Genomic DNA, 15,668 nt, shown 5'->3' with positions numbered 1-15,668 from the left:
CGATGTCCGCGCCCGGCGGCTGATCCAGGCTCTCACCATCGGGCCGGTTGTTGACGATGGTGCGGAAACCCTGTGCGGCGGCAAGCGCCACATCATCGGAAGCGATTTGCGGCGCGACGGAGACGCCTTGGGTGATACGGGTGAACATACGCACGAGGTTAGGCCCAGTGGCGCCGGGGCTCAATAGGGGATGGTGCGAGTTATGGTCCTGGCATCTGGCCTTGCAACACGGCAGCGCCCTTGCTTGTGACAGTTGGCTGCAGCCCGCCGCAGCCTATTCTGAAGCGCAACAAGGAGCACGCAATATGCAGGATCTGGTGGGCAAGGTCGCCTTCGTCACGGGCGCGGCATCGGGCATCGGGCTGGGTATCGCCGAAGCGCTGGCGCAGGCCGGCGTGAAGGTGATGATGGCCGATATCGAGCAGGACGCGCTCGATGCGCTGGTGGCGCGGCTGGCGGCGACCAATGCCGATGTGGCCGGCGTGCGCGCCGACGTATCGTTGAAGGACGAACTGCAAAAGGCCGCCGATGCCACCATCGCGCGGTTCGGCAAGGTGCATATCCTCGTCAACAATGCTGGCGTGGGCGGCGGCGGCACTTATGGTGAATGGAGCGATGCCAGCTGGGACTGGGTGATCGGCGTCAACCTGATGAGCGTGGTGTGGGGTATCGAGATCTTCGGGCCGCTGATGGAATCGCATGGTGAAGGCGGCCAGATCGTGTCCACCGCCTCGATGGCCGGGCTCGTGGCCGCCGTGGCGCCGGGTTACAATGTCACCAAATATGGCGTGGTCGCGCTTTCGGAAGGGCTGCGGCCGACGCTGGCCACGAGGGGTATCGGCGTGTCGGTGCTGTGCCCCGGTTTCATCCGCACCCGCATCATGGAATCGGCCCGCGCGATCCCCGAACGCCTTGTGGGCCAGATCGCCCTGCCCGATCCCACCGCGCTGCCGAACGAATTTGCCGTGATGGCCACCCAGGCCATCCAGAACGGCATCGATCCGCTTTATGTCGGTGAACTTGTGGTGGAGGGTATCGAGGGCGACTGGCCCTATATCTTCACCGACAACAATTTCGAAGGCGGCGTCGATCTGCGCTTTGCCGCGATCAAGGCCGGTTTCGACAAGATCAGGGGGCGCACGCCGCGGCACTGAACTTCCCGGAACTGCCAGACCTACCCCGTCACCCCGGCGTTCGCCGGGGTGACGACATCTTGAGGTCAGGCAGCCGCGATCGTCGTGCGGTGCAACAATCGGGCGTGGCCCTGATAGCCACCGGTGGCCGCGTGCAGCACGGATCGATTGTCCCACATCACCAGCATGTTCTTCTGCCAGCGATGGCGATACTGGAACTGCTCCTGCCCCTGCCAGTGATACAGCTCCACCAGCAGCGGCAGCGCCTCTTCCTCGCTCATGCCTTCAAAGCCGATGATATAGCCCAGGCAACCGAACAGGCCTTTGCGGCCGGTTTCGGGGTGATGGCGGATGAAGGGATGCTGCTGCGTCGCCCGCGCCGCTTCCGAAGGCCGGATCGTCATGCTGCGGCCTTTATCGCCGGCGCCGTAGAAGCCTTCCGGCGCATAGGCCTTCTGCGCCGAATGAATGGCCACCAATCCTTCGATGCGCGCCCGCAATTCCGCCGGCATCGCATCGAGCGCCAGGTGCTGATTGGCAAACAGCGTGTCGCCGCCCGCTGGCGGGATGGTGAGGCCATAGAGGCAGGTGCCGGCCGGCGGGCGGGCCTGGAAGCTCCAATCGGTATGCCAAGTCTCGGCAAAGATCGGCGCGGTTTCATTCGCATCGCGCTGGATGGCGATCACGTGGGTGCGGCCGGGGATGGGCGCGATGAACGGGTCCTCGCCGAAGCCGCCCATGGCCATGGTGAAGCGCTCCAGATCATCGTCAGACAGGTGCTGATCGGGGAAGGCCAGCACATGATGTTGCAGCCAGGCCGCGCGGATGGCGGCAACATCCTGGGGCGCCAGCGGAGCCGCCAGATCAACCCCCGTCACCACGGCGCCACAGGCCTGACCGCTTGGTTCGACGTGCATCATCTTTCCCCTTCCCGCCAATGCTGGCAGCCCCAGCGGGCGGCCGTCAATGGCCCGGTGCGGCCGGCCCGGTGACGTTGACGCGCGGAATCAGCCACACCGCCGCCGCCGCGATCAGGAAAAGGACGCCGGCGTTGGAATAGATGTGGAGGTTGGCCACGGTCGCCGCCTGCACATCCACCATGCGTTCGATCACCCCGCGCGCCTGTTCGGCCGACATGCCGGCGCCCTGCATCTTCTGCACCATCGTCTCCGCACCGTTCAAACTGTCCACCAGCGCGGTGCGGACATGGCGGGATTCATTCTCCCAACTGCTGGTGGCGATGGCCGCGCCGATCGCCCCGCACAAGGTGCGTACAAAGCTCATGATACCGGCGGCGGAGACATATTCGCTGTCCTTCACGCTGCCCAGCGCCAGGCTGGTCAAACCGATGAAGAAGAACGGCATGCCGAATCCGGTGAGGAAATGCGGCAGCGCCAGCGCGAAATAGTCGCTTTCCGTGGACCAGGTGGTGCGCATCAAGGCGACCACGCCCAGCCACGCCACCCCGGCGCTGACCGTGATGCGCGGATCGACCCGGGTCAGCAGCAGGCCGGCAATCGGCGCCATGCCCACCGCCATCACCCCGATCCACGCCACCGTGTTGCCGGCCTGGCTGGCGGTATAACCCAGCGTCGATTGCAGCCACAGCGGCGTGAGCACGACGATGGCAAAGAAGCTGCCGAACACCAGGGAAACGACGCCGGTCGCCATGGCAAAGCCGCGATGGCGGAAGATGCGGATATCGACGATCGGGTGATCATCGGTGAGTTCCCAGATGATGAAGGCAACCGTGCCAACAGCGGCGATCACGGCCAGCGCGATGATCCGGTTGGATTCGAACCAGTCATGTTCGCGCCCGGTATCCAGCATGATCTGGAAGGCGCCGATGCCGATCACAAGCAGGATGAAGCCGACGACGTCGATGGGCTGGCGGGCGATGGTGGTTTCGAACGGCTTCATCATCCGCGAAATCACGATGAAGCACAGCGCCACCACCGGCAGGTTGATGAAGAAGATCCAGTGCCACGACATGTTGTCGGAGATCAGCCCGCCCAGGATCGGGCCCAATATGGGCGCCGCCGTGGTGGTGGCCGCCCACAAGCCGATGGCGGCGCCGCGCTGTTTCGGAGGGAAGATCACCACCAGCAGCGCTTGCGACAGCGGCATCAGCGGCCCGCCGGCAAAGCCCTGCAAGATGCGGAACAGCACAAGGCCTTCGATATTCTGCGACAGACCGCACAACAGCGAAAACAGGCCGAAACCCGCCAGCGAGACAAGGAACCAGCGCACCGTGCCAAAGCGCAGCGCCAGCCAGCCAGCCAGCGGCACCGAAATGGCATCGGCAACGGAATAGCTGGTGATCGCCCAGGTGCCCTGCGCCGGCGCGATCGCCAGGCTGCCGGCGATGTGCGGCACGCTCACGTTGGCGATGGTGGTATCCAGCACCACGGTAAAATTGGCCAGCGCCATGGTGAAGGCGGTCAGCCACAGCGTACTGCCGGTCAGCGGTTCCGGCGGCGCTGGCGCGGCTTCGGCCTCGCTCATTCGCGCGTGTCCACCACCGCCGTCATTGACATGCCAACCCGCAGCGGATGCGCTTTCACTTCGCCGTCATCCAGCGCGATGCGCACCGGCAGGCGCTGCACCACCTTCACCCAGTTGCCGGTGGCATTCTGCGCCGGGATCAGCGCAAAAGCCGCACCGGTGCCGCCGGCCATGCCGACCACCTTGCCGCGATAGGTGACGCTGCCGCCGTAAAGATCGGATTCCAGCTCCACCATCTGGCCGAGGCGGATGGTCTTGAGCTGGCTTTCCTTGAAATTGGCGTCGACGAACAGGCCAACCGTTGGCACCAATGTCATCAACGGCGCCCCGGCAGCGACGCGCTGGCCGATCTGCACGTTGCGGTTGGTGACGATGCCGGCGACCGGCGCCTTGATCACGGTGCGATCCAGATCGAGCTTCGCCCTGGCCAGCGCGGCTTCCGCTGCGCGAATGTCGGGCGCGGTGGAAAGGGTCGTGCCCCGCACCATTGCGGCAGCCGCCGCCGCATCACCGGCTGCCGACCGCGCGGTGTCCTGCGCGGCGGCAACGGCGGTGCGCGCCGCATCGCGGGTGGCCATGGCAGCCGCCAGCGCAGCCCGCGCCGCGCCCAGCTCCTCGTTCGACACCGCGCCACTGCCGGCCAGCGTCTGGCGGCGATCAAATTCGCCCTTCACGCGGGCCAGCAGGGCTTCGGCCTCCAGAAGGCGACTGCGCGCCGAGGCAATCTCGGCCGTGCGGCCGGCCGCCCGTGCCGCAGCCGCATCGGCCATGGCGCCAGCCTGGCCATAACGCTGCCGCGCCTGCGCCAGCGCCGCTTCGGCCTGCGCCACGGCAATGCGCGCGTCGGCATCGTCCAGCACCACCAACACATCGCCAGCCTGCACGGCCTGGGTGCCGCCCACCTTCACCGCCGTCACGGTGCCGGCCAGTTGCGGCGTCACCAGCGCGGTGTCGCCGCCCACATAGGCGTTGTCGGTTTCGACCCGGCCGCGGGAGAAGATCGTCCAGTACAGGCCGCCAAGCAGCGCGGCGATCACCACCACCCCGCCCAGCACCCGCAGGGCGCGGGCGCGCTTGGGGTTGCCGGTTGCAGCCGGCGTTTCGATTGCCGGGTTAGCCATATCAGCCATCACTGGCCCTCCTGTTCCCGAAAGCCGCCGCCCAGCGCGCGCACCAGCGCAACATCGGCAGCAAGGCGAAAGGCATCCACATCGGCCAGCGTGCGCCGGGCGGTGACCACGGCATCATCGGCGGTGAGCACCAGCAACTGGTTCGACAGCCCGGCGTCGTAACGCAGCGCCGCCACCTTGCGGGCGCGCTCCGCTTCGGCCAGCCCCTGCGTGAGAACCTCGCGCTGCAAGCCCAGCGCCGTCACCGCGCCGGCAGCATCGGCCACTTCATTCAACGCGCGCAGCAGGGCCGCATCATGCACGGCCACTGCCGCCACCCGCGCCGCACGGGCACTGCGCGCTTCGGCGGCGCGGCGGCCGCCATCCAGGATCGGCAGGCTCAACGCCGGGCCGAACTGGGCATAAAGGCTGTTGCCTTCCAGCAGCTTGCCAAAGCCCAGGCTCTGCTGGCCGATGGTGGCGTTCAGCGTCAGATTGGGCAGGAAGGCGCGGCCGGCCGCCATTTCGCGGGCACCGCTTGCCTCGGCGCGCAAGCGCGCGGCAACGATATCGGGCCGGCGCGCCACCAGATTGATGGAAACGCCATCAGGCAGGCCGGGCGGCAGCGGCTTGATGCTGGGCGGCGTGATGCTGAACCCGCGATCCGGCCCGGCGCCCAGCAGCAGCGCCAGCCGTCGCCGCGCCGCCGTCACCTGGGCGGCAGCCGCCACCAGATCGCTTTGTGCCAGCGCCAGCCGGGTCGCGGCCTGGGCGCGGGCGCCGTCATTGTCGAGGCCCGCCGTCACACGATTGGCGGTCAGATCCAGCGTCTGCCGGCGGATGGCGAGCGCGTCGCGGGTGACGGCCAGGCGGTCAAGCGCGGCGCCGAAATCGGCGTAGGCCGCCGCCACGCTGGCCGCCAGGAACAGCCGTGCCTGCGCCCGCTCCACCGCCACCGCTTCGGCCTCGCGCCGGGCGGCGCGCAGTTGGGCCCGGCCTTGGCCCCACAGATCGAGACTCCAGCCGGCCTGCAGATTGATCAGCCCCGATTCGAGCACGCCCGGCGGCACGAACTGCGGCGGAATGCCAAGATTGCGGGAAAGTTGCTGGCCGCCAAGGCTGGCATTGCCGGTCAGGGATGGCAGCAGTGTCGCCCGGCTCTGGCGCGCGGCGGCATCGGCGGCGGCAACGCGGGCTTCGGCAGCGGCCATGTCGGGATTGCCGGCCAGCGCTTCGGCCACCAGCGCGCTCAACTGCGGATCACCCCAGGCCTGCCACCAATCCGCCGCCGGCCAGTCGGTCTGGCCCTTCCCGGAAAGGGTGACCGTGCTGGCCGCCGAGGCCGGCGCGCGCGGCACCGGCGCTGGCCCCAGCTTGGGCGGCACGGCGCAGGCGGCAAGGGCCGCAGCCATGAGCAGGGTGGAGAGCGAGCGGCGCACGAGAGCCAATCCGGACGAGAGAAGACCAAGGCGGCTTTGAGCCTTGCTCAATTGCCCGTCAACCTCACACTCGTCATGAGCGGGCGCGCTGCTTGTCGCAGCCAGGGACGGCAGGGATTACAGGAACGCCCGCAGCTCTGCCACGAACCGATCAAACTGGTCGTGGTGGAGCCAGTGGCCGGCGTTTTCGAACGTCACCACCCGGGCGGTGGCGAAATGTTCGATGCGGCCATCGTCCACCGGGTTCGACGCCCAGCTTTTTTCACCATACATCAGCAGCGTCGGGCAGGTGATACGGCTCCACAGCTGGGCAACCAGTTCCGGATTGGTGTCGTGCGCCCACGGCAGGTGAAGATAATTGTCGAACTTCCAGCTGTAGCTGCCATCCTCGTTGCGGTGGGTGCCGTGGATGGTGAGGTGGCGGGCCTGTTCTTCGGACAGGAAGCTGTTTTCTGAAATCATGCGCGCGAACGCCTCTTCCAGCGTCGCATAGCGCTTGGGCTGGCGGGCAGCGGCGGCGCGCTTGGCTTCGATCCATTCGCGCTCGCGGGTGGCAAAATCGCTCTTCCGGCGTTCGGCCAGCATCTTGGGTGATGGGCCCAGGCCTTCAATGGCCACCAGCTTCTTCACCAGTTCGGGATAGAGGCCGGCATAGCGCAGCGCGATATTGCCGCCCATCGAATGGGCCACAATGGTCACCGGCGCCAGTTTGAGCTGATGCACCAGCTGCGCCAGATCATAAACATGGGCGTGGGTGTTGTAATCGCCGTCGCCCGACCAGGCCGAATCGCCGTGGCCGCGCCAATCGGGCGCGATGATGTGCCAATCGCGCTGCAGTTCGCGCGCCGTCCAGTCCCAGCTGCGGGCGTGGTCGCGGCCACCGTGCAGCAACAGCAGCGGCGGCGCCTCCGGATTGCCCCAATCGCAATAATGCAGCCGCATGCGCTGAGAAATGAAGCTGTGGGAAGTGGGGCCGAGATCGATCATTTCCGCCCTTTGCCATGATGCCAGGGAACAGACCAGCGTTTGGGGCGTTACAACCTGCTCGGAAAATAAACGCGATGGCCAGTTGCCATCCAGAGGAGAGATAGCATGGGTTGGATCGTGGCATTGATCGTGGGCGGCATCGCCGGCTGGCTGGCCAGCATGATGATGAACCGCAACGACAGCATGGGGCTGTTCCTCAACATCGTCGTCGGCTGCGTTGGTTCGGTGCTGGGCAATTTCCTGCTCAACCAGTTCGGCATTGTCGGATCGGTGCAGAATTTCTCCATCACCGGCCTGCTTGTGGCAGTTGTCGGCGCGGTCGTGCTGCTGGGGATCGTCAATCTGGTGCGGCGCGGCAGCGTTCGCTGACTCTGGCGCTGAATCAGGCCGGCTGGCGCACACCCGCCACGTGGCTCTGGTCACCGCGGGTGAATACCACATCATCGGCCAGGATGGCGGCGATGGGGATATCCCGGTCGCCGGCCAGCCGCTGATAAAACGGGCCGAAATCCGTTTCCAGCGTCACCTTCAACAGCTGATCGAAACTGGCGATGACGAAGTAATTCTGCTGGAAATCGTCGATCCGGTACGGCGTTTTCAGCACGCGTTCCAGCGTCCAGCCGAGGCGGTTGGGGCTGGCGCTGTCCAGCGCGAACAACGTTTCGCCATGGCTGGAAACGATGCCGGCGCCATAGATCGCCAGGCCCTGTTCTGACCGGATCAGCCCGAATTCCACCGTGTACCAATAAAGCCGCGACAACCGGTCGATGGCCCCATATTCCAGCGCCCGCAGCCCGCCGCGGCCATAGGCCTGCATGTAATCGGCAAAGGCCGGGTGGGCGAGCAGCGGCACATGGCCGAACACGTCGTGGAACACGTCAGGCTCTTGCAGATAATCCAGCTGGTCGGGCCGGCGGATGAAATTGCCGGCCGGGAAACGCCGGTTGGCGAGATGATCGAAAAACACTGCATCGGGCACCAGGCCCGGCACCGCCACCACTTGCCAGCCGGTCAGCGCCATCAGTTCATCATTCAACCGGGCAAAATCCGGCACGCCGGGGCGGGTGAGATCAAGCCGCTTCAATCCATCGAGGAATTCCGGCGCGACCCGGCCGGGCAGCAGCCGCGTCTGCCGGTCGAACAGATGATCCCACACGCGGTGATCGGTGGCGGTGAAATGGGCCCAATCCTGCGGGATGGTCCAATCGGGCGAAGGGGCAGAGTCTCTCACCCCGCGATTGTAGCAGGGGTGCGCTCCCCTCGCGAGTGCTTCCCGGCAGCGCGGCCAGCCTGTATCACCAAGCGGCAATTTGCGGGGAAGAAGTCATGTCACTGCCAGCCGAACGCACACCGGTGATCATCGGGGTAGGCGAATTTCTCGACCGGCCTGCCGATCCGGCTTTGGCGCTGGAACCGCTGGCGCTGATGGAAGCAGCCGTGCGCGCGGCCGATGCCGATGCCGGCGGCGGCTTTCTGGATCGCATCGACAGCCTGGATGTGATCAACCTTGTTTCGTGGCGCTATGACCGGGTGGCGGCGCGGCTGGCAGAGCGCCTGGGCATCACGCCGCCGCGCGCCGTCTATGCCATCGTTGGCGGCGAGACCCCGACAACCAAGATCCACGAAGCCGCACTGCGCATCATGAACGGCAACAGCGTGGTCGCCGTGATCACCGGCGGCGAAGCACAAAACGCCGTGGCCAAGGCAAAAGCCGCCGGCATCGAACTGCCGTGGACGCCGCCGTCGAAAACGCCGGAAAACCCGATCATCCCGTCCGATCATGTCACCCCGCTCGGCATGCAGCATGGCATTTTCCAGCCGATCCACATCTATCCGCTGTATGAAAATGCCACGGTGGCGGCCTGGGGCCTCACGCCGCGGCAGGCGCTGGCCGAAAGCGGCGCGGCCTATGAACGGATCAGCGCCGTTGCCGCCACCAACCCGTTCGCCTGGGGCCGCAAATCGTTCAGCGCCGATGAAATCACCACGGTGTCTGACGACAACCGCATGATCTGCTGGCCCTATACCAAGCGCATGGTGGCCAACAACAATGTCAACGCCGCTGCCGCCGTGCTGATGACGACGCTTGCCGCGGCCCGCGCTGCCGGCATCCCCGAAGATCGCATCATCCATGTCCACGGCGGCGCGTCGGCGGGCGAGCACATGGATTATCTGAAGCGCGATCAATATGTGCACAGCTGCGCGCAGGATGCCGTTCTGGGTCAGGCCATGCGGATTGCCCCGAACGGCTTTGACCGGGTGGAGCTCTATTCCTGCTTCCCGACCGTGCCAAAAATGGCGCGGCGCACGCTGGGCCTTGGCCCCGATGTGCCGCTCTCCGTGATGGGCGGGCTCAGCTTCGCCGGCGCTGGTCTCAACTGCTACATGCTGCACTCCACCTGCGCGATGGTGCGCTCCCTGCGCGATCGGCCCGCCGATCAGGCGCTGCTCTATGGCCAGGGCGGCTATGTCACCAAGCATCACGCGCTGGTGATCGGCAACCGCCCGGCCGAACCGGCCTGGCTGATGCTGAACAAGGATGTGCAGGACGTTGCCGAAGACGCGCGCGCCGACGTGCCGCCCTATGACGGCGCCTACGCCGGGCCAGCCGCCCTTGAAACCTACAGCATCGTCTTCGGCCGCGACGGCCAGCCCAGCCACGGCAGCGTGGTTGGCCGCACGCCCGACGGCGCCCGCACCCTCGGCAAGATCGACATCGCCGATGCCGACGCGCTGGCCACCCTGCTCAGCCTCGATGCCCACCCCATCAGCCTGCCCGGCGCGGTGAGCGTGGGTGACGACGGCCTGCAGCGCTGGCGGTTCGCCTGAACCTCAACGCGGCGCCAGTGCCGCCTCGTTGACCACGCCGCCCTGCTTATAGAGCGTGCCACCCTTCATGATGTGGGTGGGGTTCTGCAGCAGCGCGATCGTGCGCAGCACGTCGCCGCGCACGGCGATGATGTCGGCATATTTGCCCGCAGCGATGGTGCCGCTGTCCTTTTCCACGCCCATGAACTTGGCCGGCCAGTAGGTCGCGGCCTGGATTGCCTCCATCGCTGGCACATTCAGGCCGTTCACCCACACATCCAGCTCGTTCCAGGTCGTCTGGCAGTGGAAGGCCGTGGGGATGCCGCTGTCGGTTCCGATCAGCAGGATGGCGCCAGCCTTGCGCAGCTGCGCGAACTTGGTGTCCAGCGTCGGTTTGCGGCGCGGGGTGAGCTGGTTGTATTCCAGCGCCGAAACATCCTTCAGCGAGGCCTTGATGTCGGCGACGGTATCGGGCTTCAGCCCGCGCGCCCAGCAGGCATCGTCCAGCTTTTCGGGGTTGGCGAGCAGATTGCCATGGTTGAACAGGCCGCTGATGGTTGGCGTCCAATACAGCGGGTTGCCGCGCACCCGGCCTTCGGCAGCGCGGGCTTCCAGCGCCACCATGATGTCATCCGGATACTTCGGCGCCGCACCGAGCCCGGTGTGTTCGAAATTGTCGATGCCGGTTTTCAGGCCGATGCGGATTTCATCGGGCAAATGGCTGTGGCCCACCACTTTCAGGCCCAGCTTGTGCGCTTCCTCAACAATGGCGCGGGTGGTGGCTTCGCCCACTTCGTCCTGATCGACGAGCTTGATGATATCGACACCGGCGGCCTTCAGCTTGCGCACCTTGGCACGGGCGTCCTCGGCGTTGTCCACGCCCCAGCGGAAGGCCTCGGTGCCGGGATAGGCCTTCTTCTGCAGGAACGGCCCGGACACATAGAGGCGCGGGCCGGGCTTGCGGCCGGCCTTCACATCCTCGCGGATGGCGATGCTTTCGGCCAGCGGGCCACCCAGATCGCGGGCGCTGGTGACACCGGCCAGCAGCAGCTGCACGGCGCTGGCCGGCATGATTTCGGGGCCGAAGCGGGACAGGTACGCCTTGTCCCAATGGGTGTAATCGGCGTGGCCGTTGATCATCAGGTGGACGTGCATGTCCCACAGACCGGGCAGCACATCCATGCCTTCGGTGGAAACCACGGTGGCGCCGGCCGGCACCGGCAGGGTGGCGACCGTGCCAATGGCGGTGATGCGTTCGCCATCAACCAGGATCACACTATTGGCCAACGGTGGCCCGCCCTGCCCGTCAATCAGCCGCCCGCCCACCAGCGCGGTGATGGGCGCGGCCGTTGCGGCAGCACTGGCCAGCAGGCCCGCAAGGAAAAGGGTGATGGCACGCATGGTTGAAGACTCCCCTGTTATGCGCCAGCCGTGGGCCGCAGCAACGGGAGCGTCAAGCTAACGAACTGTCATCCAAGCTGATCAAGCGCATGATAGAGCAGCACGCCGGCACATACGGCGACATTGAGACTGTCAGCGGTGCCCAGCATCGGCAGTTTCACCACCGCGTCGCATTGCGCGGTGTAATCCGCCGGCAGCCCGGCCTGTTCGTTGCCCATCAGCAGGAAACACGGCGCCTGGTAGGCGTGCGCGCGATAATCCACTGCCTGATCGGTGAGCGCCGCGCCCACCAGATGGGCCGGCCCCTGCCGCAACCACGCGAAAAACTCCGGCCCGGTCGCCCGCGCCACCTGGCGGCTGAACAGCGCCCCCATGCTGGCGCGCACCGCCTCCACGCTGAACGGGTCGCACGACTGGTCGAGCAATATCACCCCGCCTGCGCCAGTGGCATCGCAGGTGCGCAGCATGGTGCCGAAATTGCCGGGGTCCTTCAGATTCTCCGCCACCAACCACAGTTTCGCGGTGCCGCGGTCGATCCGGTCCAGTGAAATATCGGGGATGGGATAGGCGGCGGCCACGGCTTGTGCATTGTCCTTGCCGGTCAACCGCTGCATCAGATCGGGGGTGGTGCGCAGGATGGTGCCGCGCAGATCCCATGTCGCGTCGATCAGCGCCTGGGTCAGCGGATGGCGTTCGGCTTCGGGCGTGAACAGCAGGGTTTCGGGCACAATGCCGGCTTCCAGCGCCTCAGTGCAGACGCGCAGCCCTTCGGCCAGAAACTGCCCCGCCTCGCGCCGCCCGCGCTTGTCGGACAGGGCTTTCAGGGCCTTCAATACCGGGTTGGACGGCGAGGAAATATCGGTGATGCGCGGCTGCATCAGAGGCCCATATCAGAGCGCGACGATATTGTAATTGTGCCAAAGCAGGATGGAGAGCGCGCCCCGGTGCGGGCGCATTGGTTCGGCCAAAGCCCGCGCGCGCTTCTCGGTGGGCCGCGCCTCCTCACCCAGCATCCGACCCAACTGGATCTGCAAGGCCAGATCGCCGGCCGGGAACACATCGGGCCGGCCTTCGGCAAACAGCAGATAGATCTCCGCCGACCAGCGCCCAATGCCCTTGATCGACGACAGCAGCGCAATCGCTGCCTCGTCCTCGTCCGGCAGCGCGCCGAAGTCGATCTGCCCGCTCGCCACCGCTTCGGCCAGCGCATGGACATAGCTGGCTTTCTGTCCCGACAGCCCGGCCGATCGCAGCACCTCGAACGGCGTCGCCGCGACGCGCGCCAGATCATCCATGTCGCCGCCGCACGTGGCTTCCAGCTTGTTCCAGATGCTGGCGGCGGCCTTGGTGCTCACCTGCTGCGCCACGATCGCCCGCATCATCGTGCCGGCGCCGCGTGGCCGCAAACGAGGCTCGGGCATGCCATGGCTGGCCAACGCTTCGGCCACCGGCGAATGATTGGCGGCCAGCGCCTGCAGACAGGCGTGCAGTTGTTCGGCGGAAAGTCCCATGCGCACCAGCCTAGCCGGCCCGCGCCCGGCTGGCCAGACAGGCAGATGGTGGCGTCCGGAAACCGCCAGTTTGGCCTTTTCGCCCCATGTCGCTATGGTGCGTCCATGGTTGAACCGCCCGTCCGCCAAGGCTTTTTCCGCGACAAGAACCGCGCCTTCTGGATCTTGCAGGGCGGCGGCTGGTTTGCCTATCTGATGTTGCGCGCCCTGTCGGGGCTGGCCAACTCAATGGGCCTCAACTTCGTGGTGCCAGCGATCATCGTGACCGCCACCGGCTTTTCCATCACCTTGCTGCTGTCGGCCGCCTATCGCCGCCTGATCGCCGTGAAGCCGATCTGGACCTGGACGCTCACCGCCATGCTGCTGATCGGCGCTTCGGGGCTGTTCTCGGTGCTGGAAGTGTGGGCGCACGCCACCTTCTATCAGCCGGATTGGCAGCCCAAGGGTGTGCAGTTCTTCGGCGCCATCCTGCTCGATTTCGCCGTGCTCGGCGCATGGACGGCGCTTTATTATGGCATCAACTATTATCTGCTGCTGGCCGAACAATCGGCACGCATGGTCAACATGGCGGCTCAGGCCAACAGCGCCCAGCTGGAAATGCTGCGCTATCAGTTGAACCCGCATTTCCTGTTCAACACGCTGAACAGCATTTCAACGCTGGTGCTGCTGAAACAGACGGAGCGCGCCAATGCCATGCTGTCCCGCCTCGCCAGTTTCCTCCGTTACAGCCTGGTGGGTGAACGCGAGGGCCTGGCGACGGTGGCGCAGGAAGCTGAAGCACTGAAACTGTATCTCGATATCGAGCGCACACGATTCGAAGCCCGCCTGCGCACCCGGTTCGATATCGCACCCGACGTGATGGAGGCCCGGCTGCCCAGCCTGCTGCTGCAACCGATCATCGAAAATGCCATCAAATATGCCGTCACCCCGGCCGAAGACGGGGCGGACATATTGGTGGACGCGCGGCGCATGGGCGATCGGCTGGTGATCACCATCGCCGATACTGGCCCCGGCCTGGGCGCGGTGCCGGCCGAAGCGTCGGGAACCAATGTGGGCCTTGGCAATATCCGCGAGCGGCTGGCGCAAAGCTATGGCGCCGATCACCGCTTCGAACTGGCCGACAATGATCCGCACGGCCTGATCGTGCTGATCGACATCCCGTTCCAGACCGATAATCCGGCACAACCCGTCGCGCCAGCGGTTGCAACGCCGGTGCTGGTTCCCCAAGTATAACGCCATGACCATTCGCACCATACTCGTCGACGACGAGCCACTGGCGATCCAGGGCCTCGAACTGCGGCTGCAGCCGTTCGAGGATGTCGAGATCATCGAACGCTGTGCCAATGGCCGCGAAGCGATCCGCGCCATCCGCACGCAGAAGCCCGATCTGGTGTTCCTGGATATCCAGATGCCGGGCTTCGATGGCTTTTCGGTTGTTTCCGGCCTGGCCGATATCGAACCGCCGCTGTTCGTGTTCGTCACCGCTTTCACCCAGCATGCGCTGAAGGCCTTCGAAGCGCAGGCGGTGGATTATCTGCTGAAGCCGGTGGAGGAAGACCGGCTGGCCGCCACCATCGAGCGTGTGCGCCAGCGCCTTGCGGAAAAGCAGGGCGCGCAGGGCGCGGAAAGACTGAAGGAAATCCTTTCCGAAGTCGCACCCGAAGCCCTGCCCGACGATCTTTCGGATGCACCGCAGGCCGGACGCTTTGAACGGGTGATCAACATCAAGGATCGTGGCCAGATCTTCCGGGTGGACGTTGGCGATATCGAACGCATCGATGCCGCCGGCGATTACATGTGCATCTACACCGCCGATCAGACGCTGGTTCTGCGCGAGACGATGAAGGATCTGGAACGCCGGCTCGATCCGAAGAAGTTCCAGCGCATCCACCGCTCCACCATCGTCAATCTCGACAATATCAAGAGCGTGAAGCCGCACACCAACGGCGAATGTTTCCTCGTGCTGGGCTCAGGCACGCAGGTGAAGGTCTCGCGCTCCTACCGCGATGTGGTGGCGCGCTTCCTTTAAAGCGCCCGGCCCAGCCAGTCGGTCACGATCCCGGCCGCCTGTTTCAGATGCTCCGGCTGGAACGCATAATAATGCGTCGCGCCCTTCACCTCGTGCAGCTCGCGGGATGTGGCGTTCTCCACGCAGTCGAACAATCGCCGCGTGTGGCTGGGCGTGCAGGCATCATCGGCCGTGTTGCCTACGACCAGCACCGGCAGCCGGATGCGGTGGCCGACCTTCAATGAACAGGCGTTGGATTTGAGGCTCCACTGCGACAGCCATGAGCGCAGTGTGGTGAAGCGGCCCAACCCGCCGGGTGAATCGTTGATCAGGCGTGGATCGCCCAGATAGCAGCGGCCGGGGGTGCGATCATTGGCGTCCACCGCCGGATCGAGCCAGCACGGCGCCGCCATTGTGCCGTGCACGATGAAGGCGCGTTCGGCATGTGGGCCTTCGCGGGACTTGAGTTCGGCCAAGGTTGCTTCCGCCCACGCCGTGATGCGGTTCGACCGCGCCACCTGCCGCGCCGCATATTCGGCGAGGAAATCCGCGCTGTAGGGCGGCTGGGGACACGCCGGATCGTAGAGATTCCACTTCGGATCGCGCACCGGGCCGTTCTCATCGACCACCGAAGCGTCCAACCACTCGGTCAACGTCTGGCTGCGCGAGACATGCGCCGCCAGCAGCATGATGCCATCGACCGGCGGCAATTTGGCCTCCGCCATCGGGAACGGATCGCCCGCCGGCGTATGGGTCACCTGCGGGTT

At 65.7% G+C, this 15,668-nt stretch carries 16 protein-coding genes; 5 read left to right on the top strand and 11 right to left on the bottom strand.

Annotation, left to right across the window (positions count from 1 at the left end):
* On the bottom strand, window positions 1-148 hold a 148-nt coding region (locus RT662_RS08315; protein WP_313670244.1), incomplete at its 3' end, for a beta-lactamase hydrolase domain-containing protein.
* A 157-nt stretch (window positions 149-305) separates the two neighbouring features.
* Between RT662_RS08315 and RT662_RS08310 the strand changes: the two genes are divergently transcribed.
* The gene (locus tag RT662_RS08310; RefSeq protein ID WP_313670243.1) at window positions 306-1,154 is read left to right on the top strand and encodes an SDR family NAD(P)-dependent oxidoreductase; all 849 of its coding nucleotides are present in this window, start codon (window positions 306-308) and stop codon (window positions 1,152-1,154) included.
* Between the two features lie 65 nt (window positions 1,155-1,219).
* On the opposite strand, the gene RT662_RS08305 is transcribed toward RT662_RS08310, so the two are convergent.
* From RT662_RS08305 to RT662_RS08285, 5 genes are all read right to left on the bottom strand, one after another.
* A complete protein-coding gene (locus RT662_RS08305; protein ID WP_313670242.1) occupies window positions 1,220-2,050 on the bottom strand; it encodes a TauD/TfdA family dioxygenase in 831 nt (276 codons plus the stop codon).
* 46 nt (window positions 2,051-2,096) lie between these two features.
* The gene (locus RT662_RS08300) at window positions 2,097-3,638 is read right to left on the bottom strand and encodes a DHA2 family efflux MFS transporter permease subunit (RefSeq protein WP_313670241.1); all 1,542 of its coding nucleotides are present in this window, start codon (window positions 3,636-3,638) and stop codon (window positions 2,097-2,099) included.
* On the bottom strand, window positions 3,635-4,768 hold the full coding sequence (locus tag RT662_RS08295) for an HlyD family secretion protein (protein ID WP_313670240.1): 1,134 nt from the start codon (window positions 4,766-4,768) through the stop codon (window positions 3,635-3,637). Before RT662_RS08295 ends, RT662_RS08300 begins: the two co-directional genes overlap by 4 nt.
* Window positions 4,768-6,159, bottom strand: a complete 1,392-nt coding sequence (locus RT662_RS08290) for an efflux transporter outer membrane subunit (RefSeq protein ID WP_313670239.1) — start codon at window positions 6,157-6,159, stop codon at window positions 4,768-4,770. The genes RT662_RS08295 and RT662_RS08290 overlap by 1 nt, the downstream gene beginning before the upstream one ends.
* A gap of 144 nt (window positions 6,160-6,303) precedes the next feature.
* Entirely contained in the window at window positions 6,304-7,173 is an 870-nt protein-coding gene (locus RT662_RS08285) for an alpha/beta hydrolase (RefSeq protein ID WP_313670238.1), read from the bottom strand.
* Between the two features lie 105 nt (window positions 7,174-7,278).
* Here RT662_RS08285 and RT662_RS08280 point away from each other — a divergent pair, with 105 nt between their 5' ends.
* On the top strand, window positions 7,279-7,542 hold the full coding sequence (locus RT662_RS08280) for a GlsB/YeaQ/YmgE family stress response membrane protein (RefSeq protein ID WP_313670237.1): 264 nt from the start codon (window positions 7,279-7,281) through the stop codon (window positions 7,540-7,542).
* A gap of 13 nt (window positions 7,543-7,555) precedes the next feature.
* Here RT662_RS08280 and phhA read toward each other — a convergent pair whose 3' ends face one another.
* Window positions 7,556-8,404, bottom strand: coding sequence for a phenylalanine 4-monooxygenase (gene phhA / locus RT662_RS08275; RefSeq protein ID WP_313670236.1), 849 nt, complete (start codon window positions 8,402-8,404; stop codon window positions 7,556-7,558).
* A gap of 95 nt (window positions 8,405-8,499) precedes the next feature.
* On the opposite strand from phhA, the gene RT662_RS08270 reads away from it, so the two are divergent.
* Entirely contained in the window at window positions 8,500-10,002 is a 1,503-nt protein-coding gene (locus tag RT662_RS08270; protein WP_313670235.1) for an acetyl-CoA acetyltransferase, read from the top strand.
* A 3-nt stretch (window positions 10,003-10,005) separates the two neighbouring features.
* Here the strand turns inward: RT662_RS08270 and RT662_RS08265 are convergent, their stop codons facing one another.
* The 3 genes from RT662_RS08265 to RT662_RS08255 all read right to left on the bottom strand — a co-directional run bounded on the left by RT662_RS08265 (window position 10,006) and on the right by RT662_RS08255 (window position 12,893).
* Window positions 10,006-11,382, bottom strand: a complete 1,377-nt coding sequence (locus RT662_RS08265) for an amidohydrolase family protein (protein ID WP_313670234.1) — start codon at window positions 11,380-11,382, stop codon at window positions 10,006-10,008.
* Between the two features lie 68 nt (window positions 11,383-11,450).
* Complete coding sequence (locus tag RT662_RS08260; protein WP_313670233.1) at window positions 11,451-12,260, bottom strand: RNA methyltransferase; 810 nt, start codon at window positions 12,258-12,260, stop codon at window positions 11,451-11,453.
* Between the two features lie 12 nt (window positions 12,261-12,272).
* Window positions 12,273-12,893, bottom strand: coding sequence for a DNA-3-methyladenine glycosylase 2 family protein (locus RT662_RS08255; protein WP_313670232.1), 621 nt, complete (start codon window positions 12,891-12,893; stop codon window positions 12,273-12,275).
* A 105-nt stretch (window positions 12,894-12,998) separates the two neighbouring features.
* On the opposite strand from RT662_RS08255, the gene RT662_RS08250 reads away from it, so the two are divergent.
* Both RT662_RS08250 and RT662_RS08245 read left to right on the top strand, forming a co-directional pair.
* A complete protein-coding gene (locus RT662_RS08250; protein WP_313670231.1) occupies window positions 12,999-14,126 on the top strand; it encodes a histidine kinase in 1,128 nt (375 codons plus the stop codon).
* Between the two features lie 4 nt (window positions 14,127-14,130).
* Window positions 14,131-14,922, top strand: coding sequence for a LytTR family DNA-binding domain-containing protein (locus RT662_RS08245; protein ID WP_313670230.1), 792 nt, complete (start codon window positions 14,131-14,133; stop codon window positions 14,920-14,922).
* Here the strand turns inward: RT662_RS08245 and RT662_RS08240 are convergent.
* Window positions 14,919-15,668: alpha/beta hydrolase (locus RT662_RS08240; RefSeq protein ID WP_313670229.1), on the bottom strand; the 750-nt coding region annotated here is incomplete at its 5' end. The two genes, RT662_RS08245 and RT662_RS08240, sit on opposite strands and share 4 nt — an antisense overlap.

Origin of the sequence: Sandarakinorhabdus sp. (assembly GCF_032115815.1) — a bacterium.
Classification (GTDB): Bacteria; Pseudomonadota; Alphaproteobacteria; order Sphingomonadales; family Sphingomonadaceae; genus Sandarakinorhabdus.
This window is presented reverse-complemented; position numbering and strand designations above follow the sequence as displayed.